The 23,638-nt window shown below is 39.2% G+C and carries 27 protein-coding genes, 1 pseudogene and 1 riboswitch; of the genes and pseudogenes, 7 read left to right on the plus strand and 21 right to left on the minus strand.

Annotated elements, in window-relative coordinates; all coding sequences use genetic code 11:
* Nucleotides 1-83: 83 nt before the first annotated feature.
* Nucleotides 84-218, minus strand: a riboswitch (FMN riboswitch).
* Nucleotides 219-526: 308 nt separating this feature from the next.
* The 4 genes from EGX73_RS15975 to EGX73_RS13460 all read right to left on the minus strand — a co-directional run bounded on the left by EGX73_RS15975 (nt 527) and on the right by EGX73_RS13460 (nt 2,120).
* Nucleotides 527-742, minus strand: a complete 216-nt coding sequence (locus EGX73_RS15975) for a triphosphoribosyl-dephospho-CoA synthase (protein WP_179190917.1) — start codon at nt 740-742, stop codon at nt 527-529.
* A gap of 36 nt (nt 743-778) precedes the next feature.
* Nucleotides 779-1,138: a YopX family protein gene (locus EGX73_RS13455; protein ID WP_005471432.1), complete on the minus strand. Its 360-nt coding sequence runs from the start codon at nt 1,136-1,138 to the stop codon at nt 779-781.
* A 1-nt stretch (nt 1,139) separates the two neighbouring features.
* Nucleotides 1,140-1,316, minus strand: coding sequence for a hypothetical protein (locus tag EGX73_RS15980; RefSeq protein ID WP_005471431.1), 177 nt, complete (start codon nt 1,314-1,316; stop codon nt 1,140-1,142).
* Between the two features lie 582 nt (nt 1,317-1,898).
* Entirely contained in the window at nt 1,899-2,120 is a 222-nt protein-coding gene (locus EGX73_RS13460; protein WP_003126527.1) for a hypothetical protein, read from the minus strand.
* Between the two features lie 187 nt (nt 2,121-2,307).
* On the opposite strand from EGX73_RS13460, the gene EGX73_RS13465 reads away from it, so the two are divergent.
* Nucleotides 2,308-2,493, plus strand: coding sequence for a DUF6440 family protein (locus tag EGX73_RS13465; protein WP_003126526.1), 186 nt, complete (start codon nt 2,308-2,310; stop codon nt 2,491-2,493).
* 158 nt (nt 2,494-2,651) lie between these two features.
* Here the strand turns inward: EGX73_RS13465 and EGX73_RS15985 are convergent, their stop codons facing one another.
* From EGX73_RS15985 to EGX73_RS16295, 7 genes and pseudogenes are all read right to left on the minus strand, one after another.
* Nucleotides 2,652-2,825, minus strand: coding sequence for a hypothetical protein (locus EGX73_RS15985; RefSeq protein WP_005471429.1), 174 nt, complete (start codon nt 2,823-2,825; stop codon nt 2,652-2,654).
* A 71-nt stretch (nt 2,826-2,896) separates the two neighbouring features.
* Complete coding sequence (locus tag EGX73_RS13470; protein WP_123867005.1) at nt 2,897-3,136, minus strand: hypothetical protein; 240 nt, start codon at nt 3,134-3,136, stop codon at nt 2,897-2,899.
* Nucleotides 3,137-3,144: 8 nt separating this feature from the next.
* The gene (locus EGX73_RS13475) at nt 3,145-3,537 is read right to left on the minus strand and encodes a DUF1064 domain-containing protein (protein ID WP_123867006.1); all 393 of its coding nucleotides are present in this window, start codon (nt 3,535-3,537) and stop codon (nt 3,145-3,147) included.
* Entirely contained in the window at nt 3,534-3,836 is a 303-nt protein-coding gene (locus EGX73_RS13480) for a hypothetical protein (protein ID WP_003126520.1), read from the minus strand. Before EGX73_RS13480 ends, EGX73_RS13475 begins: the two co-directional genes overlap by 4 nt.
* Nucleotides 3,817-4,728 (minus strand): DnaD domain-containing protein, encoded by a 912-nt coding sequence (locus tag EGX73_RS13485; protein ID WP_003126519.1) that lies wholly within the window; start codon nt 4,726-4,728, stop codon nt 3,817-3,819. The genes EGX73_RS13480 and EGX73_RS13485 overlap by 20 nt, the downstream gene beginning before the upstream one ends.
* An 18-nt stretch (nt 4,729-4,746) precedes the next feature.
* A pseudogene (locus EGX73_RS13490) lies at nt 4,747-5,537 on the minus strand (PD-(D/E)XK nuclease-like domain-containing protein).
* Nucleotides 5,509-5,661, minus strand: a complete 153-nt coding sequence (locus tag EGX73_RS16295; protein ID WP_021149739.1) for a hypothetical protein — start codon at nt 5,659-5,661, stop codon at nt 5,509-5,511. The pseudogene EGX73_RS13490 and the gene EGX73_RS16295 overlap by 29 nt, the downstream one beginning before the upstream one ends.
* 3 nt (nt 5,662-5,664) lie before the next feature.
* On the opposite strand from EGX73_RS16295, the gene EGX73_RS13495 reads away from it, so the two are divergent.
* A complete protein-coding gene (locus tag EGX73_RS13495; protein WP_041120186.1) occupies nt 5,665-6,639 on the plus strand; it encodes a site-specific integrase in 975 nt (324 codons plus the stop codon).
* A gap of 94 nt (nt 6,640-6,733) precedes the next feature.
* Here the strand turns inward: EGX73_RS13495 and lepA are convergent, their stop codons facing one another.
* Nucleotides 6,734-8,569 (minus strand): translation elongation factor 4, encoded by a 1,836-nt coding sequence (lepA, locus tag EGX73_RS13500; protein WP_003126516.1) that lies wholly within the window; start codon nt 8,567-8,569, stop codon nt 6,734-6,736.
* A gap of 145 nt (nt 8,570-8,714) precedes the next feature.
* On the opposite strand from lepA, the gene eis reads away from it, so the two are divergent.
* The 4 genes from eis to EGX73_RS13520 all read left to right on the plus strand — a co-directional run bounded on the left by eis (nt 8,715) and on the right by EGX73_RS13520 (nt 11,602).
* On the plus strand, nt 8,715-9,929 hold the full coding sequence (gene eis, locus EGX73_RS13505) for an enhanced intracellular survival protein Eis (protein ID WP_041120188.1): 1,215 nt from the start codon (nt 8,715-8,717) through the stop codon (nt 9,927-9,929).
* A 29-nt stretch (nt 9,930-9,958) separates the two neighbouring features.
* Nucleotides 9,959-10,444, plus strand: coding sequence for a nucleoside 2-deoxyribosyltransferase (locus tag EGX73_RS13510; RefSeq protein WP_005471421.1), 486 nt, complete (start codon nt 9,959-9,961; stop codon nt 10,442-10,444).
* A complete protein-coding gene (locus tag EGX73_RS13515) occupies nt 10,445-11,113 on the plus strand; it encodes a hypothetical protein (protein ID WP_003126512.1) in 669 nt (222 codons plus the stop codon). It abuts the gene before it with no gap.
* A gap of 303 nt (nt 11,114-11,416) precedes the next feature.
* Complete coding sequence (locus EGX73_RS13520) at nt 11,417-11,602, plus strand: hypothetical protein (RefSeq protein WP_003126511.1); 186 nt, start codon at nt 11,417-11,419, stop codon at nt 11,600-11,602.
* Nucleotides 11,603-11,668: 66 nt separating this feature from the next.
* Here the strand turns inward: EGX73_RS13520 and lepB are convergent, their stop codons facing one another.
* Both lepB and clpB read right to left on the minus strand, forming a co-directional pair.
* Nucleotides 11,669-12,238, minus strand: coding sequence for a signal peptidase I (gene lepB, locus EGX73_RS13525; protein ID WP_003126510.1), 570 nt, complete (start codon nt 12,236-12,238; stop codon nt 11,669-11,671).
* Nucleotides 12,239-12,598: 360 nt separating this feature from the next.
* A complete protein-coding gene (clpB, locus tag EGX73_RS13530) occupies nt 12,599-15,202 on the minus strand; it encodes an ATP-dependent chaperone ClpB (RefSeq protein ID WP_103300803.1) in 2,604 nt (867 codons plus the stop codon).
* Between the two features lie 407 nt (nt 15,203-15,609).
* On the opposite strand from clpB, the gene EGX73_RS13535 reads away from it, so the two are divergent.
* Entirely contained in the window at nt 15,610-17,133 is a 1,524-nt protein-coding gene (locus EGX73_RS13535; protein WP_005471413.1) for an ABC-F family ATP-binding cassette domain-containing protein, read from the plus strand.
* A gap of 127 nt (nt 17,134-17,260) precedes the next feature.
* Here the strand turns inward: EGX73_RS13535 and EGX73_RS13540 are convergent, their stop codons facing one another.
* From EGX73_RS13540 to EGX73_RS13570, 7 genes are all read right to left on the minus strand, one after another.
* Complete coding sequence (locus EGX73_RS13540; protein ID WP_005471411.1) at nt 17,261-18,286, minus strand: lysylphosphatidylglycerol synthase transmembrane domain-containing protein; 1,026 nt, start codon at nt 18,284-18,286, stop codon at nt 17,261-17,263.
* A gap of 10 nt (nt 18,287-18,296) precedes the next feature.
* Nucleotides 18,297-18,569 carry a DUF1294 domain-containing protein gene (locus EGX73_RS13545; RefSeq protein WP_005471409.1) on the minus strand — a complete coding sequence of 91 codons (273 nt, stop codon included), beginning with the start codon at nt 18,567-18,569 and terminating at the stop codon, nt 18,297-18,299.
* Nucleotides 18,570-18,589: 20 nt separating this feature from the next.
* The gene (locus EGX73_RS13550) at nt 18,590-19,498 is read right to left on the minus strand and encodes a diacylglycerol kinase family protein (RefSeq protein WP_103300801.1); all 909 of its coding nucleotides are present in this window, start codon (nt 19,496-19,498) and stop codon (nt 18,590-18,592) included.
* Nucleotides 19,499-19,629: 131 nt separating this feature from the next.
* Nucleotides 19,630-20,859: a peptidase T gene (pepT, locus tag EGX73_RS13555; protein ID WP_003126503.1), complete on the minus strand. Its 1,230-nt coding sequence runs from the start codon at nt 20,857-20,859 to the stop codon at nt 19,630-19,632.
* Between the two features lie 12 nt (nt 20,860-20,871).
* Complete coding sequence (locus tag EGX73_RS13560) at nt 20,872-21,987, minus strand: Nif3-like dinuclear metal center hexameric protein (protein ID WP_003126502.1); 1,116 nt, start codon at nt 21,985-21,987, stop codon at nt 20,872-20,874.
* Entirely contained in the window at nt 21,987-22,682 is a 696-nt protein-coding gene (locus EGX73_RS13565; RefSeq protein ID WP_081132033.1) for a tRNA (adenine(22)-N(1))-methyltransferase TrmK, read from the minus strand. Before EGX73_RS13565 ends, EGX73_RS13560 begins: the two co-directional genes overlap by 1 nt.
* Before the next feature lie 509 nt (nt 22,683-23,191).
* On the minus strand, nt 23,192-23,626 hold the full coding sequence (locus tag EGX73_RS13570; RefSeq protein ID WP_003126500.1) for a hypothetical protein: 435 nt from the start codon (nt 23,624-23,626) through the stop codon (nt 23,192-23,194).
* Between the last annotated feature and the right edge of the window lie 12 nt (nt 23,627-23,638).

The following is a 23,638-nucleotide window of genomic DNA, read 5'->3' on the forward strand; positions in this document are numbered from 1 at the left end:
CATAAGTACACGAGGTCTTGATTAGACAAACTCAAAGAAACGATGACAAAAAGAATAGACTCCTCCCGTCAATATTCTTGTAAGTTTTTCTTCTCCCATCCAGACTTTAACTGTCGGTTCCAGAGTTTCACTGGATCAACCGCACGAATGCGGGTCACGGACTTCAAGCATTGCTTGTCACCGTCGGTCGGGAATTACACCCTGCCCCGAAGAAACATATTCAATTCACGTTAGATACTACTATTTTTTAATTCAGGTGTCAAACCCCTCTTCTATCCTTTTAAATAACAATTAAGGAAAATGTTTAAGTACAACATTCGCCGTTATCGGAGAAGACTTTAAAAAGTTTTTTAGGAATTAGCGACCTCCAAACAAACAATTAAATGAGGTTCCCTGGATAAATTATTTCTCTTTTTATATTTTATTTATTTCGATTGAATAACACGTTTTTCGAACAGATAAAAAAAGACTTTTAAAGAGTTTAAGAAACAATCTCTTTAAAAGTCTTGTGAATGGAATAAATATGTTATTTTGCTGTAGTGAAATAAAGTTTCTGACTCGTTAAGTTTTCCAAAGAAAGCAGAAAGAAACTGGCAGCTAATAAATCGGCACTTCCGCCGGGTGAAACATTTTGCTGTTGACAATAGTTGTTCAATGCTTCAAAAGCGGCGCTAGGAATGGGCTGTTTATTGGCTTGCTCCACAATGCCGTCAGAAGTACTAAAGTATTCTTTATCTAACAAGTTTTGATTTTGATAAATGTTTCCTACTACCTCTAATCAGTTTCTAGCACTCATCAACTCTGTATCATAAATATGCTTCCCTTTGATTCTATATGCACCGCTATCGATTCTGTATACTTGTACATAGCTGTGCCAGTAAGTATCACTGTAATTAACGGATGAACTTGTATGCAAAAGAACATCCCCCTCAAAAATCTCCACGCCGTTCTTGTCTTTCAAGCCAGTGGATTGCATGAGGAATGAATCAATTGCTGGAAAAGTATGATCTTCTGGATAATCTCCGCTTACATCAAGTATGTTTATACCGTCATCATCTAACTCAAAACAAACGCCTTCTGTACTTGGATAAATCATTCTGTCATTTTCTTTATCCCACGCTCTAAATTTTGGTACCATCTTATCCCTCCTGCTCCAAAGGCATTATTTCAATTTGTGCGAATGTATCCTTTTTTTCTTCGATTTCTTTCGCCAACTTCTTCGCAAGTTTTAAACTCTCGCAAACCTTTTTCAGTTGAACTCTCCCAGAAAATGGATTCTCAACATAAACTAAATACACAAAACTATTCTTAGACATCTTATCCCTCCTGTTTGCTATCGCTGACGATTGCGGAAATTTACTACTATCTTTTATTATTTACCGTCTTGCAATACTGTAAGGGTTGCTAACTTTCCTTAATGATATAATTTGATTATTAATTAAAAAGGAGTCTTTTTATGGACAAAGTAAAAGAAGTAGTTTCAGTAATACTAATATTTGCTTTGATATATTTTTTGTTGTGTCTCGTCGCATCTCTCATAATCAGTTTTTTTAGATTAGTTTTTAAAAGAGAACCTTTCTTTGTAAACTTTAAAGAATTGTTTCTTAACTTGTTTTTAGAAATTTTGAATCCTTTTAATTATCTGTTCTGATTAAAGCATTTCGTCGGATAACTGACTTGGTAAAATATAAAATATGTTACAATACCTAAAAGGAGGTATTGCTTTGGGAACTTTTTTAGCTTTTATTTGGTATATTTTTATAGGATTTATGCTTTATGGAATCATCAGATTGGCAGTTAAACACGGAATTTCCGATTCCAAAAAAAATAATTTATGATTCTGTTGCTACTCTTTTAGAGTAGTTTTTTTATTTCCGCAATTTTTGGTGGATAACTGACTAAACCAGCGATCCGTCAACTGCCAATAATGTCGGTTCATTGTCATTAATACAATCAAAAACTTGCACCTCTGCCTCTTCACTACCGACTGGCTCCCCTGTTTGTTCACTCACTGTATTCGCAACTTTTGTAATGGCAACTGTCGTCTCAAGTTCTTTCATACTAGCTACAAAGTCCTCTTTATCTTCTACGTCACACACTACTTCTTCATAAAATTCCATACATTTTCCCTCATTTCAGCTGCTACAATTGCAAAATATGGCTCATTAATTTCAAAAAATCTCATTTTTCATCTTCCTTTCTAGTTGTGTATTTCTGTCGTTACTAAATTTTCATATCTACAAACATTTATAGTATTTATTTATTTTGTTTGTTTATTATGGTACTTTATTTAAAAGGAGTGATTCTATGGCGAACAATATTGAATTTGAAGTTGAAAAAGTTTATAAAGGCAGAACCAACGAAATCTTTGTTATTACTGATCCCGAGACACAGGTACAATATATTCAAACAATTGTTATCGGTTCTGACGGAAAAGGCGTCGCAATTACACCAAGACTAGAGCCAGATGGAAGTATTCATTATAAGGATTAATTAGATCAACTTGTGTTGGTCTTTTTTCTTTCCAAGTTGGTAATTTCTTCCAATTGCTGACTAACGACCGCTAACGAATTTCCTCAGACTATGCAGACCTCTGCCACGTCTTTTCGATTTCCGATCAATCCAAGTACCAGTTGTTCCCCAATAATCAATCATGCCTTTTGGCGTATTGATCGCAAATTGATGATTATTGGATAATGGGTAAACTCAAAACCCAAAGACTTGATATTTTTTATCGCTGAATCGCCCATGCGCTTAACATGCTGCTTTCTACGCTCTTTCAGGTAAGGCTTCGCATCTTTCCAGTATTCAGCCATTTCTCCCATAAAATACCTTCTTTCTTCCGATTACAAACCCCTTATTTAGCCAAAATCATATTTTTCAGCTTAACAACAGTTTAATCACCAAGAACTTTCTGCCGCCACTCGTCCTGTTCTTTGTGACAGACAATAATTCTCACATGTGCCGATCTCTCATAAATTTTCAGACATTCCGCTCTAACCAATTCCGAAAATCCTTCGATGGCACAGTTGTAGATCTTGCCGACTTTTACTTTCGTTTTTGCTGGTCTGACCTTCGGTTGAATCTCGAAGCGACGTCCTTCTGGATGAATAACAAAAGAGTCTTGTATTCTCATGATTTTTCCTAATAAAACTTACTTTCGATAAATAGTCCAGTTTTTCGGTCATATTTAGCCAATATCAATTCGATTTGGTACCTAAAACAAAATAGTTTAGCTTTTATTTTAAAAGCCTCAGTTTGAACTCCTTTAACATCAACCGCTTGGACCAATTTGTTTCCATCCCAAAATGTGAAGTCCGGAGTATAAGTGATTGAACGTATGGTTTTATTCCCTATGCGAAATTTGGGTTGAAGCTCGGATTTTTCTTGTAATCGAAGTTCAAGACCATTGGTTTCCGCATATTTAGCAGCGAATGGAAGGTATCGTGCTTCAGCAACACTATCGAATTTAATGCCATTGACAACAGTTTTTCGATTGCTATATTTTGGTTTCTTGGATAGTTTAGTTGCTCTCATACTGCCGCACCTTCTCTTGCCATCAGTCCTCGATATAGCAACTTGGCTTCTTGCCACATTGATTCAGTGGTTCCGGCAGTGAGAAACTCGCCATAGTGCGTCTTCGATACTTTTCCCAAGCTGATTCGAGTGTGACGATACATTACCATGAAGATTCGAAAGCGGACCTCTTCTGGCTGATTGCTGTCAAGGATTCGCTTAACGTTTTCCATCAAGTTCTTGTGACTAGGGTCTAATGCAGCGTAGATTTGCTTAATTACAGTGATTCGGTTTAATTGATCAATTTCCAAATGGATCATCCCCCGCTTCTTTTCGTAGTCGTTCCATGATCTCAGCTTCCTTTTGAGCGTTATATCCTTCTGGATCGTTGAGCCATTCTGGGATAGGTTCTGTGCGAATTGGTTTCTTAGAATAGCTATTTTGGTTCTTGTGCCTTACATCATCTGCTCTAACATCCGCCATAGTTTTGATATTTTTCTTTACCCAGCTTTGCATAATTCCTTTGGCATATCCGTATGACTTCTGGTCTATAGCAGACCGTCTCATAGCCTCACAAACCATTTCTTCGCCAATATCCTCAACCCAATGACGTAGATCATCAGCAACTAATCCGTTAATCACTCCAAAGACTTCTTGATAGAGCTGGAAAGGATTAGCAGCAGCCGGAGCGCTCTGCGCATTCTCTGCTGTTGCTGGTGATGTTGTTGGTGTTGTTGCTGGTGATGATGCTGGTTGCGTTATCGTATCGATACCATATCCATACCCTATCGATACGGTATTTTCTTTTGGTTTCAAAGTTTGGATAGGGTATTTATATTCTTGACACTTCTTGATGACCTCAATCTCAAATTCAAGTGTCTTTATCTCCTTTAATTCTTTGTCGATGACCGCTGCGACTTTAGGAGATCTGGCGCTGTTGTATTTGAGCCAGTTGACTATCATCAACTCTTCCGACTTTTCATTAAAGACGATTCGGCCTTCGCTAACGAGGAAGTCAATGTTTGTTTTTATTTCTTCTGCAGTCATATCTAGTTCAAACTTCGCATATCTCAGATTGAATTCATAAACACCACATTGAGTTGTGTAATCATTCGATAAGAGATATAGGAAAAAAAGTTTTTGATCTTTGCTCCATTCACCGACTCGTTTGTCTTTCCAAAAAGTGGTATGGAGTTGTCTATAAATAGCCATTCTTTAAGCGACTCCTCCTTATTCCAATAAATCGCCTACTTCTAAAAATCCTGTTAAAGACTTATGTTGGCGACAGTATTCACATTTCCCGCACATTTTCGGCGCTTCTTCTCCATTTTTCACTCGTAAGATATGAGGTAATTCTTGTTCCAATAATCGAAGTTCAAAATCAAAGCGTCCAGGATAAATACTGATACCAGCAATATCAGGAGGCGACTCTTTTGTTACTGCAAAGATATAAGGTGTAATTTCCCTGTTATAGGTTTGTTCGAGTAAGTTTTTATAAACAGCCATTTGTAGAATATAGCCATATTGCTCAACAAACGAAACGTAGCCACTATATTTTTGTGACCAGTATCTCTGAGAAAGACTCCGAGTCGTTTTTAAATCAACAAGATAACCTTTCTCTAAATTGAAACAATCAATTCTGGCTTTCCATTCCGTATCAAATAGCGTTCCTGTTAGAATCAGTTCTTTCTCGCCTTGATAGACAAAACGAAAAAATCATCATATTCTAAGGTTTCAATCATATTGATCGCCTGAGCAAACTCTGCCCGTTCTGATCCATTCTTTTTATAAATAGCACTTGCATTCTCTTGTATAAATTCTTGATGTGCCTCAGGAGACTTAAAATAGGAATGGACATAGTTTCCAACTAGTAAAGCCGTAGGATCACTCTCTGGCGACCATTCTTCTTTTAATTTTGCCAAAGTCGCTGCTTCGCATTCTTGAAATGTTTTGAATTGGCTGACTGACATATACTGCCAGTCAGCTTCATTGCTATAATAGTTCTTCTTGTTTAAGTCCATCGGTATCCGTCACCTTCGCTTCTTTCAAAGGATCTTTCTTTGTTTGAGAAAATTCTTGTTCTAGTTTCGACGATTCTTTCTTTTCGGCGGTCGGAACCTCAAACCAATCTTCTACTTTACTCATGCCATGAGTGTTGCTGATTACTTTGATTATTGGTTTGAAAACTACGTTGAAAAAAAGCTAAAATACAATACTCAGAAAAATTATCTAAACATCATTAATAAATACATTAAACCAGAAATAGGCAAGTATTACTTGAGCTCTATCGGCCCCTCTCGTCTTCAAGATTTAATGAACAAGTTACCCAATGGATTTGACCGCCCTCTTGCTAAACATTCCGTAGAAATTGTACTTACTGTTTTAAAAGGAGCATTTAAAAGAGCTGTCTATCCATGGCAAGCAATCAATTCAAATCCTATGGTATACGTTGAAATGCCAGCCTTCGAAAATAAACCCAAACAAACAAGGGATGACATGAAAATTATCACTATGGATCAGTATCAAAAAATACTTGAATTTAATCCCCCATCCAGTCTTTTCAGATTACCACTCATGATTGGCTTTCATACAGGATTGCGGAGAGGTGAAGTATGTGGTCTACAGTGGTCAGATATTTCTTTGGATGAGCGAACAATAACAGTAGATCGAATAATGTTACAGGACAAGCATGGAATTCAGCTTGGCACTCCCAAAACACAAGCAAGTTTCAGAACAATAGCAATTGATGATGTATTAGCAGCTGAATTAAGAAGAGCAAGAAAGAGTCAATCAGAGAATAAACTTAGGTATGGTAAATTCTATTACGATTCAACTTTTGTCTGTACAAAAGACAATGGCGAACCAGTGACACCAAATTCTATTAAATGGCACTCTTCTCGAATAAAAAAGGAACTCGGAATTGATTTTAATTTTCACTCTCTTCGACATACTCACGCTACCATGCTTTTAGAAGATGGAGTCAAGCCAAAAATTGTTCAAGAAAGATTGGGCCATTCAAGGATTGCTACTAAAATGGACAAATATGTCCATGTAACTAGAAAGATGAAAACAGAAGCCGTTGATATATTCGCCCAACGATTGAAAAAATCCGCTGAAAGATAAAAAAATTGTCGCCCATTTAAATTTATGGGCGACAATCGGGCGAATGTTTTTGAAAATTCACAAAGAAACAACAATTGTTTTCAAGAACCCCTTGCTATTTCTTCGGTTCATCCTCATCCATTTTCAGAACGGCCATGAAGGCTTCCTGTGGAACTTCTACTGAACCGATTTGTTTCATGCGTTTCTTACCTTCTTTTTGTTTCTCTAGGAGTTTCCGTTTACGAGAAACATCCCCACCATAACATTTCGCTAAAACATTTTTGCGCAGAGCCTTGATATCGGAGCGAGCCACGATTTTTTGGCCAATCGCTGCTTGTATCGGTACTTCGAATTGTTGACGCGGGATGAGTTTTTTCAATTTTTCTACGATGGCTTTTCCGCGTTCGTAGGCAAAATCTCGGTGAACAATAAAGCTTAATGCATCGACTTTTTCAGCGTTCAACAAGATATCCATTTTAACTAACTTGCTGGTACGGTAACCGGACATTTCATAATCCAGTGATGCATAACCTTTTGTGCTGGATTTCAGTTTGTCAAAGAAATCAAAGACGATTTCAGATAATGGAATTTCATAGACGACATTGACCCGATAATCATCTAGGTAGTCCATGGTGACAAAATCTCCCCGCTTACGCTGTGAGAGTTCCATAACCGCACCTACATAGTCATTTGGTACCATGATTTGTGCTTTGACAAAAGGTTCTTCGACATTTTCAATAGTACCTGGTTCAGGGAAATCTGCTGGATTATCGACTGTCACGGTTGTTCCGTCTGTCTTGTTGACATGATAGATAACAGAAGGCGCTGTCGTGATCAATTCCAAATTGAACTCACGTTCTAAACGCTCTTGAACAACATCCATATGCAAGAGACCTAGGAAACCACAACGGAAACCAAAGCCTAGCGCTTGAGAAGTTTCAGGCTCGAATTGGAGTGCCGCATCATTCAATTGCAGCTTCTCTAATGCTTCCCGCAGATCATTGTAACGAGAAGTATCGATTGGATAGAGTCCACAATACACCATTGGATTCATTTGACGATACCCTTCCAAAGCTTCTTGGGCTGGATTATTTGCTAGTGTCACAGTATCCCCTACTTGTGTATCTTTCACTGTTTTGATAGCTGCTGTGATATAACCAACATCTCCCACCATCAATGCATCCCGTTGGATCGCTTTAGGTGAAAATACCCCAACTTCGGTGACATCAAAGGTTTTTCCATTACTCATCATTTGAATTTTATCCCCAGGTTTGACCATCCCATCCATGATACGGACGTTCAGAACAACCCCTCGATAAGAATCGTAGACAGAATCAAAGATCAATGCTTTCAATGGCGCTTCAATATCTCCAGCTGGTGCCGGTACATATTCGACAATTTGTTCTAAGATATCTTCGATGCCAATTCCGGCTTTGGCACTAGCTAAAACCGCTTCACTTGCATCGATACCGATAACGTCTTCGATTTCTGTACGTACTCGTTCTGGGTCTGCTGCTGGCAGATCGATTTTATTGATGACTGGTAAGATCTCTAAGTCGTTGTCCAGAGCCAAATAAACATTGGCTAATGTTTGAGCTTCAATCCCTTGAGCTGCATCCACAACCAATACAGCACCTTCACACGCAGCCAAACTCCGCGATACTTCATAAGTGAAATCCACGTGTCCTGGTGTGTCGATCAAATGGAAAATATAGGTTTCACCATCTTTTGCGGTATAATTCAACTCAACCGCATTCAATTTAATGGTGATTCCCCGTTCCCGTTCTAAGTCCATGGAGTCTAATAATTGATTTTGCATTTCTCTGGACGTTACCGTATGAGTTTGTTCCAAAATCCGATCGGCTAGCGTAGACTTTCCGTGGTCAATATGAGCGATAATGGAAAAGTTACGAATCTTTTCCTGTCGTTTTTTCATTTCTTCTATATTCATGGATACGTTCCTCATTTCTTTTAGTCAGCTTTTCTATTATACCAACGAAATGCTGATAATTAAAGTATTTTTCTTGACCGATATCTAAACAAATTTGTTCAGGTTTTGCTATACTATAGCTAGTAAATAAATTGGAGTTGAAAGAATGGACAATAATTTTCATCAAGATTTGCATATTCGACCAGTAGAAGAAAATGATGTCGATCAGTTCAATGAGCTTCTAAGCTATGTTTTTCAAATCACTGAGTCGGACATCGAGGAAAGCGGTTATGAAAGCAAGCGTGAAATGATCAAATCAAAACGACCAATCTTGGAATTATCTAAAGTGTTCGGGTGGTTCAACGGTGATCAGCTTGTTTCACAAATTGCTGTCTATCCCTGTGAAGTGAACATTCATGGAACTCTTTACAAAATGGGCGGCGTGACCGGTGTCGGAACTTACCCTGAATATGCGGGACATGGACTGATGAAAGACTTGATCAAACTCGCTCTTGAAACGATGCGAGCAGATCAGCAATGGATCTCTTATCTCTATCCTTATAATGTTCCTTATTATCGTCGTAAGGGCTGGGAGATGATGTCAGATAAATTAACCTTCAAAATACGTGATACCCAGTTACCAAAAACGGTGGAAGTTCCAGGGATCGTTGAACGAAAAGAGGTAGATGATCCTGACGTTTTCACTGTCTATAATCAATTCTCAAGAGAAAATCATGGCGCATTACAGCGGACCGCTTTCCACTGGGAAGAATACTGGCGCTACGAAAACGAAGAAAGCCGAACAGCAGCTGTCTATTATAATAAAAGTGGTCACCCCACTGGTGTGCTTTTTTATTGGGTCGCCGAAGAAGTCTTTCACGTAAAAGAAATGTTTTACTTGAATCAAGAAGCCCGCAATGGATTATGGAACTTTATCTCGGCTCATTTCTCTATGGTCTACTGGGTCAAAGGCGATATCTATAAAAATGAACCTTTGGCTTTCTTGTTGGAAGACAGCCAAATCAAAGAAACGATCGAACCTTACTATATGGCACGCATCGTTGACGTAACAGAGTTTTTGAAAAAATTCCCCTTTAAAGCATTCGATCAGCCTTTTCATTTCGTTGTCTCCGATCCTGTTGCTGAATGGAATAATGGTATTTTTGGATTGAACTATGCTAAAGGTGAAGTCATCGTTTCGAATGATCCGATCGGAAAAGCGGTCCAATTAGATATCCAAACGTTAACTTGCGTACTGATGAATTATCGAAGACCTGCGTATTTGGCTCGAATCGAGCGTCTCCATACCGATTCGGATACGTTACAGTTATTGGAGACTATTATTCCTGATATGGAAGCTTATTTTGGCGACTATTTTTAATCATGTTGATAAAATGAAGGAGAATGAAAATGAATATTTACTTTGCAGCCCCCCTCTTTGCTAAAAGTGATCTGCTTTATAATGCCGATCTAGTCAATCAAATCCGAAGCACCTATCCACAAGCAGATATCTATTTGCCACAAGAAAATGCATCCATTAATGATAAGTCTGCTTATGCTGATAGTAAAATGATAGCTCAAGCTGATACAGAAAAAGTTTTGGAAAGTGACCTAATGATTGCATTATTAGATGGTCTAACGATCGATCCAGGCGTAGCTTCAGAAATCGGCGTGGCTTTTGCCAAAGAAATCCCTGTCTTAGGGTTATATACAGACAGTCGCCAACAAGGAGCAGATAATCAGCAAAAGATTACTGCACTGAAAACTGTAGCCGAAAATCAATTTCATTATTTGAATCTCTATACAGTCGGTTTGATCAAACTGAATGGAGAGATCTATTCTTCAGAAAACGCTTTACTAGAAGGCTTGGCTGCCTATCTCGGGGAGGAACAATAAATGGGTGAGAATTATAAACGTTTATTAAAACTATTTACACTATTTGGCTTCCTTGTTTTCGCATTTTCTGTTTGGGAATTCTTTCGAGGTGTCTATCCTAAACAGCAAGCACTGATTTTTCTAGTTCAAGCATTACTAGGTATTTTGTTGATCTATGTACCTGAATTCAGTAAAAAGCTGTTCCGTATTCAACTGCCCAATGCGACTATTTACTTTTATTGGTTCTTTCTGTTGATCTCGGTCTTTATGGGAACGATTTTGCATCTGATTGAAATTATTTCCTTCTGGGATAAAGTACTGCACACAGTTAGTCCGATGGTTCTGACAGCAGTTGGTTATGGGCTGATCTGTATGTTCCTAAAAGATGTTCCAGTACGAGAAGTTTCTCCATGGCTTTTTCTTCTGATGGGATTTGCTTTTGCAGGCCTGTGTGGTGTTTTTTGGGAGTTCTGGGAGTTTATCTGCGATTCGCTTGGTGGAATGAATCTGCAGCGCTATGCGACGCTAGAAGGCACCCCATTCATTGGCCGCGAGGCATTGATGGATACGATGGGTGATCTTTTGACCAACACGATCGGAGCTGTATTGATGGGATTGATTGCTTACTTCCAAGGGCGAGGCAAGCCTGATTATTTTGAAAGCTATCGTATCAAAAAAATTGAACAGTGATTTTTATCAACTGTCTGAACTAATAAAATTAGTTCAGACAGTTTTTTTATCCGAATGATTTCGCAAAAACTAATTTTGACAATGATCTTTTTTTAGCAAAAATCTCCCAAATTCATTGAACCCGCTTTCATTAATAAAGGAATAAACGTTATTTAATAATTTATGTTATTGGACGAGTCCTCTTTATACCAATAATTGCAAAAAGAATTGCCTGAAATGCAGTGTATTTGATTTCACGATTTTCAAAAGGTCTGTTATAATATTTAACAATAAGTCGACCTGGAAGTCAGTAAGGAGATCGCCATGATTTTGACGGTATTTTTTCTTTTGTGCTGCATGATCTTTTCATCTATTACCTATGCCTTTTCTAAAGATGCACGAAAATTCGTCCAACCCCTGCCTATTAAAATCATTTTCATTGCTTCTGCGGCGATTGCCGTTTGGACAATGTTCTTTTCCGTGATTGCGCTAGTAGCTTGGGTCGTTTAAAAAAGCATTCTTGCATGTTTCGAGTGAAGACTCGCTCCTGTGCAAGAATGCTTTTTTACTGTGCTTTTAAAATAATGAAATTTCACTTAATGGCCAGTAACGCAAGATAACTTTTCCTTGCATTTGATCGGCATCCACCACACCGAAAGAACGGCTATCTCTAGAAATCAGACGATTGTCTCCCATAACAAAATATTTTCCCTTAGGGACGGTAATAGAGAAATCTTCAGTGAATTGGGTTGCACTGGCCGCGATTTGCTGGAATAATTCCCGGTAGCTATATTCCTTTTGCAACTGATCATCCGCAAATTGCTTCTTAAAATCTTCTAAGTACTCTTCGTGATACTCTTTGCCATTGATTGTCAGGACGTCATTTTTCATCTCGATTTTATCTCCAGGCAAACCAATTAGGCGTTTCACCGCAATTTTACTGGTATCATCCGGTTCTACGCAAATAATCACGTCTTGCCGCTGATAACTTGAAATCTTGGAAGCAATCAAGCGTTGCCCATCAGACAAAGTCGGATCCATTGAATGCCCGCTGACTTTGACAGGCGTTAAAATAAACAATCGAACGACAACAATCACCACAATAAAAGCGAGAATAAACCAATTCTCTTTTAAAAATTTCTGCATCTTATTTTATTTGCTCCTTCAACTATTTTCTCAGTAGATCCTTCATTAGAAAATAGACCTGCGTTTTGCGTTTACTTCTCAATCTTACGTTTAATTTGCCTTTTCGGCAAGTAAAATCTTTTTACGAAAGTTTTTTTTTAGGAGAAATTTACCAATCTTTGTTTAATAAAAAGGAAGTTCTTAAACCACATTGACGTAGCATAATAACATGATGATTTTTTTATTCAAAAGAAAAAACCTGAAAAATAGCGGAATAGGCAGAAGACTTTATTCAGGTCTTTCCCACAGTATCATTCCGTCTATCATTCAGGTAATTCAAGGGTTATTTTTCTCGTTTAAGTTAGATGACTAAGAAATCTCTTATTCACTTATCGGTGTATTTTCAAAAACAAGCTGGTCATTCAACACTTCTATCGTCACTTTTGTTTTCGGCAGAACACGTCCTGCAACGATTTCTTTAGCCAGAGGTGTTTCTACCTCCCGTGTAATGAAACGTCGCAATGGTCTTGCGCCATAAGCGGGTTCGTACGAATGCTCTGCGATCCATTTTTTGGCTTCTTCTGTAATGGATAATTGAATGTCTTGATTTTCCAATCGTTGAGACAATTGAGCAATAATTTTATCCACGATACCTGTAACATTGGCTAGGCTTAGTGGCGTGAACAAAATTGTATCATCGATACGGTTCAAGAACTCTGGTTTAAAATGACCGCGTAATAGCGAACGAACATTTTCAGCCACCGATTCTGGAATCGTTCCTTCCCCAGTCACACCATCTAATAGTATTTGCGAGCCAATATTGCTCGTCATGATCAAGACCGTGTTCTTGAAATCTACCACTCGACCTTTTGAATCCGTCAATCGGCCGTCATCCAATACTTGCAATAAAATATTGAAAACATCTGGATGGGCTTTTTCGATCTCATCCAATAAGACGATCGTATAAGGGTTACGGCGAACAGCTTCTGTCAGTTGGCCACCTTCTTCAAAACCAACATAACCTGGAGGTGCTCCGACTAAACGTGACACAGAATGTTTCTCCATGTACTCACTCATGTCAATCCGCACCATATGATCTTCTGAATCAAACAGATTGACGGCTAACGCTTTGGCTAACTCGGTCTTACCGACTCCTGTTGGTCCTAAGAATAGGAAAGAACCTAATGGTCGATTTGGATCTTGGAGACCTGCACGGGAACGGATCACCGCATCACTTACTGCATCGACTGCCTCGTCTTGGCCAATCACGCGTTGATGGAGTGTTTCATTCAATTTCAGTAGTTTTTCACGTTCGCCTTCTACCAATTTCGCAACCGGAATGCCTGTTAGGCGACCAACAACTAGTGCAATTTCGTTTTCAGTCACAGATTCTTGCACCATTCGAACGCCTTCCGCTTGGTTTTTTGCTTCCAATTCGGCAAGTTCTTTTTCTAATTGCGGAATCGTTCCATGGCGTAAAACAGCAGCGCGCTCTAAATCATAATTATTTTCAGCATCTTCTAATTCATGTTTGGCTTTGTCGATTTCTGCCCGTTTATTGGAAACCGCATTGACTTCATCTTTCTCAGTTTCCCATTGCATCTTCATGGTATTGGCTTCTTCCCGCAAATCAGCTAATTCTTCTTGCAGGTTTGCCAACCGTTTTTTAGAAGCATCATCCGTTTCTTTTTTCAATGCGGCTTCTTCAATTTCCAGCTGCATTAAACGTCGCGTGACTTGATCGAGTTCAGTTGGCATTGAATTCATTTCTACGCGGATCGTTGCACTCGCTTCATCAATCAGATCGATTGCTTTATCCGGTAAAAAGCGATCTGTGATATAACGATCGGATAATGTCGCTGCAGCAACTAGTGCATTGTCATGAATGTTGACCCCGTGATGGATCTCAAAGCGTTCTTTTAGTCCCCGCAAGATCGAGATGGTATCTTCAACCGTTGGTTCCTTGACTAAAACTTTTTGGAAACGACGTTCCAAAGCTTTATCTTTTTCCATATATTGACGGTATTCGTCCAATGTTGTTGCACCGATCGTATGAAGTTCACCACGAGCCAGCATTGGTTTTAGTAAATTACCAGCATCCATGCTGCCTTCCGTTTTGCCGGCACCCACGATATTGTGGATCTCATCAATAAATAAGATGATCCGTCCTTCAGATTTCTTGACTTCTTTCAAGACCGCCTTCAACCGTTCTTCAAATTCACCACGGAATTTTGCTCCAGCGATCAATGCGCCCATGTCTAAAGAGAAAATCGTTTTGTCTTTTAAGTTTTCCGGTACATCTTTTCTAACGATTCGTTGCGCCAGTCCTTCAACGATCGCTGTTTTACCGACACCAGGCTCTCCAATCAAAACAGGATTATTTTTGGTTTTTCTTGAAAGAATACGGATCACATCGCGGATCTCTTCATCCCGGCCAATGATCGGATCCATTTTTCCACTGCGGACTTGTTGAACGAGGTCCACACCATATTTTTCTAAGGCTTTGTATTGTTCTTCTTGGTTTTGAGATGTCACACGTTCTCCCCCTCTCAAAGATTCAATGGTTGCTTTTAATTCTTTTTCATTGATTCCTTGACCTTTTAAGTAATTGGTCAATGGATGGTTTTTTAGTTTCATTAATGCGAGTAAAACGACTTCAGTCGATAAATACTCATCATTGAACTCTTTTTTTAGTTGGTCTGCTTCAGAAAGCAAACGAAATAAGTTTTGACTCATGCTTTGTCCGTATTGAACATTGCCACCTTCAACAGATGGGATTTCATCCAATAGTCGGTCAACTTCCTTCTCGAAAGCATCGACATCAAGACCAGCGTCCGTATAAAAATTGCGGCCAAATTGATTGGCTTGCAATAAAATTTTCCATAAATGAGCGATATCTATCTCCTGATGATGGCGTGTTATCGCTACTTGTTGTGCTTCTGCAATGGCACTTTGTAAAGTTGTTGTCATTTTTTCTGGGTTCATTGTTCTACCTCCCCGTCATTTCTAGGATTTCTCCTACATTGTAGTATACCATTTTGGTCAGTAATGGTCAAAAGATATGCAAGCACTTTTTGACTTTCTTTTTTAGCAAACTATCAGCAAAAGTTGACATAAGGAAAGCTAAGATGGTATGCTTAATGAACCATTTCAACGGAGGAAAAGCAGATGTCACGCTACTATTTTAAATTTATCTTTAAATTTATCAGAAAATCTGCTCTTAACAAGAACACGATGAAGCATTGTTAAGAGCCTACAAGCGCCTAGCGCATCTGCTTCATCAAAGACACGGAGTGAGGTTTCTTTCTCATGCCCTGGTTTTTGGTGGATACTAAAAAGATTGTAAGCTGTAGACAATGACTGTCTATGGCTTTTTTATATGGAGGAAAATCATGTTAACACTATCAAATCTATCGCAACAATTCGGCGACAAAATCTTGTATGAAGAAGTCAGCGTTCAAATCAATCGTGGCGAGAAAGTCGGACTGATTGGACGAAACGGTGCCGGAAAAAGTACCTTGATCAAAATCATTACCGGGGAGATTCTTCCTGATGAAGGCCAGGTCACTTTCCCAAAAAATCTGAAAATGGGCTATTTGGATCAATATGTCAATGTGGACGAAACCCAAACCATTCGCGATTTCTTACGCTCAGCCTTTGCTGCTGATTTTGAAAAAGAGGCAAAAATTGCTTCACTATATGGTGAATATGCTGAAACATTGGATGATGAGTTACTTGAAAAAGCCGGTGAATTACAAAATCAATTGGATCAAGGTTCCTTCTATCAAATGGACACACTGATTGCTGACTTAGCGGAAGGTCTGGGCATTGCCATTCTTGGTATGGAAACCCCACTGGTCAATTTAAGTGGTGGTCAGCGATCAAAATTAATCTTAGCAAAAATGTTATTGGAAAAACCCGATATGCTGATCTTGGATGAACCAACCAATCACTTAGATGATGAGCACATCAAGTGGCTGGTTCAATTTCTCCAAGATTTCAATGGCACCTATTTGGTGGTTTCTCATGACCAACAGTTTCTCAACCAGATCACGACGCATATCATTGATATTGAATTTGGCAAATTAACGAAATATACCGGCAATCTTGAAAAATCACTGAAACTCAAAGCGTTGCAAAATGAAAGTTATTTGAAACAATATGAAGCCCAACAGGCACATATCAAGAAAACGGAAGCCTATATTCGAAAATATAAAGCGGGCTCTCGTTCTACGATGGCTAAAAGCCGAGAAAAACAATTAGCGAAAATCGAACGATTAACGCCACCAACAGATGCACCGACACCGCATATTGCTTTTCCTTATGCCCCTATCGTCACAACATTGGCGTTGGAAACAACACACTTAGAAATTGGCTATGACAAACCGCTTTTGTCACCGATCGATTTGACGATACGCTACGGTGAAAAAATCGCTATTCGCGGGTTTAATGGAATTGGGAAATCAACGTTGATCAAGACACTCTTAGGTCAGATACCGGCTATCAATGGATCGGTTTCATTTCCCCAACACACAAAATTCAATTATTTCTCGCAAGACTTAACTTGGGAACAACCATTACAAAATCCTTTGCACTATATGAGCGATAAATTTCCTAAAGCTACAATCAAAGAACTACGCCGCCAATTATCCCGTGCAGGATTGCCGAGTCAGCTGGCACAAGAAGCGCTAAAATCATTGAGTGGTGGCGAACAAACAAAAGTCAAACTTGCTGAAATGATGATGATCAAAAGCAATTTTCTTCTATTGGATGAGCCTACTAATCATATTGACCAAGCAACCAAAGATAATCTGAATGCAGCACTGGCTGATTTTCAAGGAACTGTCTTAGTGGTTTCCCACGAAGCCGATTTCTACGAAGACTTTGCAGATCGAATTATTGAATTAAGTGAATAAGTACGACACTAAAAAATCTCGAAGAAGTGCCGAAATTTCAGCGAACTAGCTGAAGTTTTTGAGGCATGCCTTCGAGATTTTTTTGATTTAGATTTAATAGGAGAAAGAAAAAGTTTCATTCCTTTGCTCACGCTTTTTCGTTCTTCAACTCTTCCAACTCAGCACTCATGGTTTTGCGTTTTTCCAAAATGACATAGACGAAACCGATCACGAATGGCCAAATAAAAGTAGCAAATCGATAAAGCAACATCGATGACGCTGCATCAACAGTCCCTACCATTGGTCCAAAAAGTAACATATAAACAAATTCAAACGAACCGATTCCAGCCGGCGTAGGAATAACACCCGATAGGATCACTGCAAAGCTGACAAAAGAAAGCGTCAGTAAGAAGTCGATTTCTGGATGTTTAGGTGCCAATACTACATAAGGAATCACATACCAAGCAGCCAATTTAACGACATTCCAGAAATAGATCCGTAAAAAAGCCGTACGATCACGGAGAATCGAATAGACTGTCTCCCGTAACGAGTAAATCTGCGTATTGCAAGTATCGATGATTTTGCGCATGCTCTTACTTTTGAAAAGTTTGTCGCTGATTACCACAAAAGCGACTTGAACGTTGACACTTACAGAAAGTGCAAGTAAAAAGGCAATAATCAGAAAAGTAACGACCATACCAGCTAATATCACCCAAATCATATTTGGGGCTTTCTCAAAGAATAAAGAAAATTGAATCACTAGCCCTGCGATAGCATAAGTCAAGACCGCCAATTTATACATGACCATATGCAACGTAGTCACACCTACACCTTGTGACAATTTCAATCCATTTTTACGATAAAAATTGACTTCTGATATCAACGTCCCAGCACCAAAAGTAATAATTCGATAGAATCCAGAGTAACAAACGGTAAATAAGCCGTCTTTCGTTGTAAACTCCGGTTGAAATCCTACAGCGATCTCTTTGACGGAACGTCCTTCAATAAATAAGTAAATTGTTCCTAACGCCATCACTGCTGTAACGATCGACAGACTGGTTTGTCTTAATTCCGCCAAAATATCAGTCATAGAGCTGCGAATAAAATAGTACATCGCACCTAAGATCACGACCATTAATAGCAGGTTTAAGGCAAATTTCACTTTTGCTTTCATTTTTAACTCCTTAGGCAAACTTAATAAACAATAGAAGATCTACAATCACACCGAAAGCAAAAAAAATATAAAATTTACGTTTGCGTGTTTTATGGTGAAAAACGCGTTGCGCGATCAATCCACCGATTCCGCCGCCAATCAATCCCATAAACAACAGATTCCATTCAGGGACACGCCATTTTTTTCTTACGGCTTGGTATTTATCATACCCCATCAAGCCAAAAAGATAAAGATTCGCTATAAGTAAATAAAACCACAATGGATTTTGTATAAATTCTGTCATCATTTCTCCTCTGGTTGATATTATTTAGCATCCAAGTCTTCTTCTTGAACACGGACACGAAGGGCCTGTTTCATCACCTTCATTTTAACAGGCAGATTATCTGTCGGATCGCCATCAGTTCGTGTATAAACAGTTTTTTCCTGAGCACGAATCTCAATTTCATTTGCAGTAAAGTACTCGACACCTGGCACTTTCGCAATACGACCACGTATGATCCGGGGCAAATAAATAATGAATTCCAATAGATTGAGTTTTGGCAATAAAATCATGTGAAACAGCCCGTCATCTGGTCGTGCCAACTCGTCGAAATTGGTAAATCCGCCAGCTGAATTGGACATGACTACTGTTAACAATTGACTCTTGCCACGCCAGCGTTTTCCGTCTGCAATAATTTCTAATTTGTATTGTTTCTTTTTGAATAAATAATGGAAAAACCGCTTGGTAAAAGCGAGTGGTCCGAACTGTTGTTTTTCTTCTTGCGAAGTAGCCGCTGCCGTATCGGCCAGCAATCCGATGGTCATCGTCGAGATCATCATGGAGTCATTGACCAATCCATAATCAATTTGTCGATCAGTCCCATTCAATATCGTTTCAAATGCTTCTTCAGGTTTGAGAGGAATCCCTAACATACGGGCAAAGTTATTGACCGTTCCGCCTGGAATAATTGCCACTGTCAGCTTATCTAACTGATCCACAAATGTTTGCAGCGCATGATGGATTGTACCGTCTCCACCAATGATTGCAATCGTATCGATTTGATGTTCTTTCGCATTTTTTTGGATTGTTTCCGGCTCAATATCAGGATTGGAAGGTTGCAAGACTGCTTCACTTTTAGGATCATGTTCTTCTAGATAGTTCTTAAAAGACTCTGCAGTATCCTTGGCATCGCTTTTACCAGCCGTATCATTATATAAAACCATGATCTTCATATTTTTCACTTCCTAAATAAAATAGGGCTGCGAATGGTGCAGACTTCTGCATCAAGTCTCAGCCCATTATTCAACTCATTTTTCATTATCAAGCGATATTTTTCCACTTGAAAACGAAACAAAATAAAGTTCTACTGTGCGTTTTTTTCGGCAATCTTCACGATTACATCAGTTGCTTTTTTCATTGATTCCAAGGAAACAAATTCATAGCGTCCATGCATATTTTCACCACCGGCAAAAATATTTGGTGTCGGAATCCCTAAATAAGAGATCTTCGATCCATCTGTTCCGCCTCGAACTGGTTCGATCACTGGCTCGATACCCAGATCTTCCATTGCAGACTTAGCTAACTCAATAATACTCATGTCTTTTTCAATGATTTCTTTCATGTTGTAATATTGATCATATAAATCCATTTGGATTCTTGCTTCGTCAAATTGGGCATTCATTTTTTCTTGGATTGTAAGCAATTGTTTTTTACGATTTTCAAACGTTTCACGATCATGATCACGAATGATATACGCCATTTTTGCTTCTTCGACGGTTCCGTTCAACGCCATCAAATGGAAAAAGCCTTCCGCACCATCGGTTTTTTCCGGCACTTGATCTGTTGGCAATTGATTATGAAAATCAATCGCCAATTGCAAAGCATTGATCATCGTATCTTTTGCGGTTCCTGGGTGCACATTTTTCCCTTGGATCGTTAGTTCAGCTTGTGCAGCATTGAAAGTTTCATATTGCAACTCACCCACTGGACCGCCATCCATGGTATAAGCAAAATCAACATTGAAATCAGCCACATCAAATTTATCAGCCCCCACCCCAATTTCTTCATCTGGTCCAAAGGCGATTTTGATTTCTCCGTGTTTGATTTCAGGATGGTTAAGCAAAATTTCCATCGCCGTCAAAATCTCTGCGATACCTGCTTTGTCATCGGCTCCTAAAAGCGTGCTGCCATCTGTCGTAATCAATGTTTCTCCACGATAATTTTTCAAATTAGGAAAGTCTTTGATATTCAGTGTAAATTTGCCCTCTTTATCCAATTTGATCGTTGACTCACCGTCATAGTTTTCAATAATTTGGGGATCCACATTCACCGCGTTAAAATCCGCCGTATCCATATGTGCGATAAATCCAATGGAACGAACTGGTTCGGAAACATTACTTGGTAACGTACCAATCACAAAACCATTTTCCTCATTATAATGGACATCATGAAGTCCTAATTCTTCCATTTCTTTTTGCAATGTCTTGGCAAACGCCACTTGCGTTTGTGTGGAGGGTGTTGTTTGGCTTGTCGCATCAGAACGAGTTTCCGTCTTTACATATCTTAAAAAACGCGGTAATAAATTTTCGTACATAATTGATCACTCCTATTTATATTGGAATGGATTTGTGGAAGTCTCTGAAGGAATAAAGTCTACCTGCCAACCTTCTTCCGCTTTCCATTCATTGAATTTTTTGATAAAACGAGGGATACATTCCCGTTCAATGTTATGACCTGGATCGATTGCCGTCAAGCTGTTTGCTTGTATATCATGAGCGGTGTGATAACTGATGTCTCCAGTAATATATACATCTGCTTTGGCATTCACGGCTTCTTGATAAAACTGTTCGCCACTGCCGCCGCATATAGCAATCCGTTGAACGTTTTGCCGCTTTGCTTTTGGTTCGATCAAACGCAACCCCTCTAACTGAAAAACACTTTTGATTTCATCGATGAAATCTTCCAACAAAACAGGTGCTTTTAATTGACCTACTCGCCCGATCCCATAATGCTGAGACAAGTTATCCAAGGAATAAAGGTCATAGGCGGGTTCTTCATAGGGATGCGCCTCAACCATCGCTTGCAACACCTTTTCGGTGATGGTTTCTGGGAAAATCACTTCGATTTTTGCTTCTTGTACCGACTCTTCTTCCCCAATTTCACCAATCGCAGGATGCGCATCCTCTTGAGGAGTAAAACGGCCGGTACCAATCAGTGAGTAGCTGGTGTTTTGATAATTTCCTTGCTGTCCAGCTCCAGCTTTTCCTAAAGCTTTCCTCATTAATGCGCCTTGCTCAATTGGAACAAAAACAGCCAATTTTTTCATTTTGATTGTATGGGTGGGAACGAGATACGTGGTTTCTTCTATTCCAAGCATTTCACAAAACCAGTCATTCAACCCATCATGAATAATATCCATATTCGTATGCGCAGCATAGACCGAAATATTATGTTTGATCAGATCCATATACATTTTTTGTTGCGGATCATCGGCTCTCAAACGACGTATGGAACGAAAAATCGGTGGATGTTTGGCAACAATGAAGTCTACTTGTTTTTCAATTGCTTCTGCAACGACTTCTGGACGAACATCTAATGTCATCATTACCCGTTGGATCTCGTTGTCCAACGTTCCGATATGCAATCCCACTGGATCACCATCTTCTGCTAACCATTGCGGACAATATCTTTCGAAACGTTCAATAAACGTTCTAGCTAACATTATTCCAGCACCTCCTTGATCCAATCAATCTGTTCGTTTAACTCACTTATTTTATCTTGAGGAGGAATTGCCGCTTTCTCTAGTTCTTGCAAAACGATTTCTCGCTGCTGCAATTCATGGGCCCATTTTTTATAAAAAACGAGATTTTTTTCTTTCAATAAACACGGGCCAAAAAATAATTCTTGTGGTGTATAGATTTTACTGCCTTCTTCAGCTACGATGATTTCGTAGTTTTTATGGTTTTCTTCAATCAGTTCTTCGTGTAAAATCATGTAATTATTCTCCTGAAGCCATTCTCGCAAAGTCCGCTCCCCCACATTGGGTTGCAAGACAAGGCGCTCCTTCCCAGTAATTTTCTGCTGAGATTTTCCATTTTCTAAAATTGTTCGAATCAAAGTGCCACCCATACCAGCAATAACCACCGTATCAATATGATCATCAGGGTGGATTGCAGCTAACCCATCTGCTAAGCGAACAGTGATTTTGTCGCTCAAGCCATTTTTTTTGACTTGCCGTGAAGCAGATTCGAATGGTCCTTTTACAACTTCACCTGCTACTGCATACTGAATTTTATTTTGTAGCATCAATGCCACGGGTAAATAGGCATGATCTGATCCAATATCTGCCAAGCGGGCTTGATCCGGAATCTGTTCGCCAACACGAGTCAATCGCAGAGATAATGATTGTTCGTTCATAACGTCACTCCTTCAGAAATAGTATATCATTCTTTATTGCATTTTAAAGGGAGAGTTTTTACTCCTTTTATTTACGGCTTTACTTCGCCTAGAGTTGCTTTTGCACTTTTCGTAAAGAAAACTTGCATATCTTGCTTTTCAAACCAATCGTTGTGATCCATATGAAGGTTACTGCGCTCCCGTCACCCAGTTGAGTATCAATCGCAGTGATTCATACGAAGGTTACTACTCTCCCTTCGGTCGTCTAGTACTGCTCATCATCTGCTCTGTCTTGCTTCGCAAGCCAATCGCAGTGATTCATACGAAGGTTACTACTCTCCCTTCGGTCGTCTAGTACTGCTCATCATCTGCTCTGTCTTGCTTCGCAAGCCAATCGCAGTGATTCATACGAAGGTTACTACTCTCCCTTCGGTCGTCTAGTACTGCTCATCATCTGCTCTGTCTTGCTTCGCAAGCCAATCGCAGTGATTCGCAGCAAAACGCGTTGTCCGTTGGGACAACGCGTGGGGTTATTGCACGATTTCAACTGTTTTGATTGAATTTCCTGGAACTTGAGGTGGGATTGACATAGTCATTACTGGCAAGCCTGACAATGTGACTTGGACCGTTGTTCCTTTGGTCAACTCAGAAACTTGACCTTCAAATGATTCTTGCGGTGCGTGTAGGATCACGCCGTCTGTTTGAAAGTTAGGAACAATCGTTTCTTGATCGTCGACTGCTTCGATATCATTTAGAAAAATCTGTATCGTTTCGTTGTCGCCAGCTGTTGCATTTTCTTGAAGAACTCCTGTAAAAATAGTCGTTGCCTCGCTTTCGACAGTGCTATTTGTTGTGCTTTCATCGTTTTTAGTTGTTTCACTCATCGAATCATTATCTGACGGCGAACCGCAGGAAGCTAATAATAAGGTTGTCAAAGCCAAACCTAAAATCGTCAATTTCTTCATAAGAAGTTCTCC

It is taken from the genome of Enterococcus sp. FDAARGOS_553 (assembly GCF_003812305.1).
Lineage (GTDB): Bacteria > Bacillota > Bacilli > Lactobacillales > Enterococcaceae > Enterococcus_D > Enterococcus_D gallinarum.

Bases quoted from the DNA above. Each gene is read 5' to 3' on its own strand.
- EGX73_RS13565 (WP_081132033.1), bottom strand. From the start codon at position 22,682: ATGAACGAACAATCATTATCTCTGCGATTGACTCGTGTTGGCGAACAG.
- EGX73_RS13470 (WP_123867005.1), bottom strand. From the start codon at position 3,136: ATGAGAATACAAGACTCTTTTGTTATTCATCCAGAAGGACGTCGCTTC.
- EGX73_RS13455 (WP_005471432.1), bottom strand. From the start codon at position 1,138: ATGGTACCAAAATTTAGAGCGTGGGATAAAGAAAATGACAGAATGATT.
- EGX73_RS13550 (WP_103300801.1), bottom strand. From the start codon at position 19,498: ATGAAGATCATGGTTTTATATAATGATACGGCTGGTAAAAGCGATGCC.
- EGX73_RS15980 (WP_005471431.1), bottom strand. From the start codon at position 1,316: ATGTCTAAGAATAGTTTTGTGTATTTAGTTTATGTTGAGAATCCATTT.
- EGX73_RS13520 (WP_003126511.1), top strand. From the start codon at position 11,417: ATGATTTTGACGGTATTTTTTCTTTTGTGCTGCATGATCTTTTCATCT.
- EGX73_RS13485 (WP_003126519.1), bottom strand. From the start codon at position 4,728: ATGGCTATTTATAGACAACTCCATACCACTTTTTGGAAAGACAAACGA.
- EGX73_RS13510 (WP_005471421.1), top strand. From the start codon at position 9,959: ATGAATATTTACTTTGCAGCCCCCCTCTTTGCTAAAAGTGATCTGCTT.
- EGX73_RS13515 (WP_003126512.1), top strand. From the start codon at position 10,445: ATGGGTGAGAATTATAAACGTTTATTAAAACTATTTACACTATTTGGC.
- EGX73_RS13545 (WP_005471409.1), bottom strand. From the start codon at position 18,569: ATGACAGAATTTATACAAAATCCATTGTGGTTTTATTTACTTATAGCG.
- EGX73_RS13570 (WP_003126500.1), bottom strand. From the start codon at position 23,626: ATGAAGAAATTGACGATTTTAGGTTTGGCTTTGACAACCTTATTATTA.
- EGX73_RS13460 (WP_003126527.1), bottom strand. From the start codon at position 2,120: ATGGAATTTTATGAAGAAGTAGTGTGTGACGTAGAAGATAAAGAGGAC.
- EGX73_RS13535 (WP_005471413.1), top strand. From the start codon at position 15,610: ATGTTAACACTATCAAATCTATCGCAACAATTCGGCGACAAAATCTTG.
- eis (WP_041120188.1), top strand. From the start codon at position 8,715: ATGGACAATAATTTTCATCAAGATTTGCATATTCGACCAGTAGAAGAA.
- EGX73_RS13495 (WP_041120186.1), top strand. From the start codon at position 5,665: ATGAGTGTTGCTGATTACTTTGATTATTGGTTTGAAAACTACGTTGAA.
- clpB (WP_103300803.1), bottom strand. From the start codon at position 15,202: ATGAACCCAGAAAAAATGACAACAACTTTACAAAGTGCCATTGCAGAA.
- EGX73_RS13465 (WP_003126526.1), top strand. From the start codon at position 2,308: ATGGCGAACAATATTGAATTTGAAGTTGAAAAAGTTTATAAAGGCAGA.
- pepT (WP_003126503.1), bottom strand. From the start codon at position 20,859: ATGTACGAAAATTTATTACCGCGTTTTTTAAGATATGTAAAGACGGAA.
- lepB (WP_003126510.1), bottom strand. From the start codon at position 12,238: ATGCAGAAATTTTTAAAAGAGAATTGGTTTATTCTCGCTTTTATTGTG.
- EGX73_RS15985 (WP_005471429.1), bottom strand. From the start codon at position 2,825: ATGGGAGAAATGGCTGAATACTGGAAAGATGCGAAGCCTTACCTGAAA.
- EGX73_RS16295 (WP_021149739.1), bottom strand. From the start codon at position 5,661: ATGAGTAAAGTAGAAGATTGGTTTGAGGTTCCGACCGCCGAAAAGAAA.
- EGX73_RS13480 (WP_003126520.1), bottom strand. From the start codon at position 3,836: ATGATCCATTTGGAAATTGATCAATTAAACCGAATCACTGTAATTAAG.
- EGX73_RS13540 (WP_005471411.1), bottom strand. From the start codon at position 18,286: ATGAAAGCAAAAGTGAAATTTGCCTTAAACCTGCTATTAATGGTCGTG.
- EGX73_RS13560 (WP_003126502.1), bottom strand. From the start codon at position 21,987: ATGTTAGCTAGAACGTTTATTGAACGTTTCGAAAGATATTGTCCGCAA.
- lepA (WP_003126516.1), bottom strand. From the start codon at position 8,569: ATGAATATAGAAGAAATGAAAAAACGACAGGAAAAGATTCGTAACTTT.
- EGX73_RS13475 (WP_123867006.1), bottom strand. From the start codon at position 3,537: ATGAGAGCAACTAAACTATCCAAGAAACCAAAATATAGCAATCGAAAA.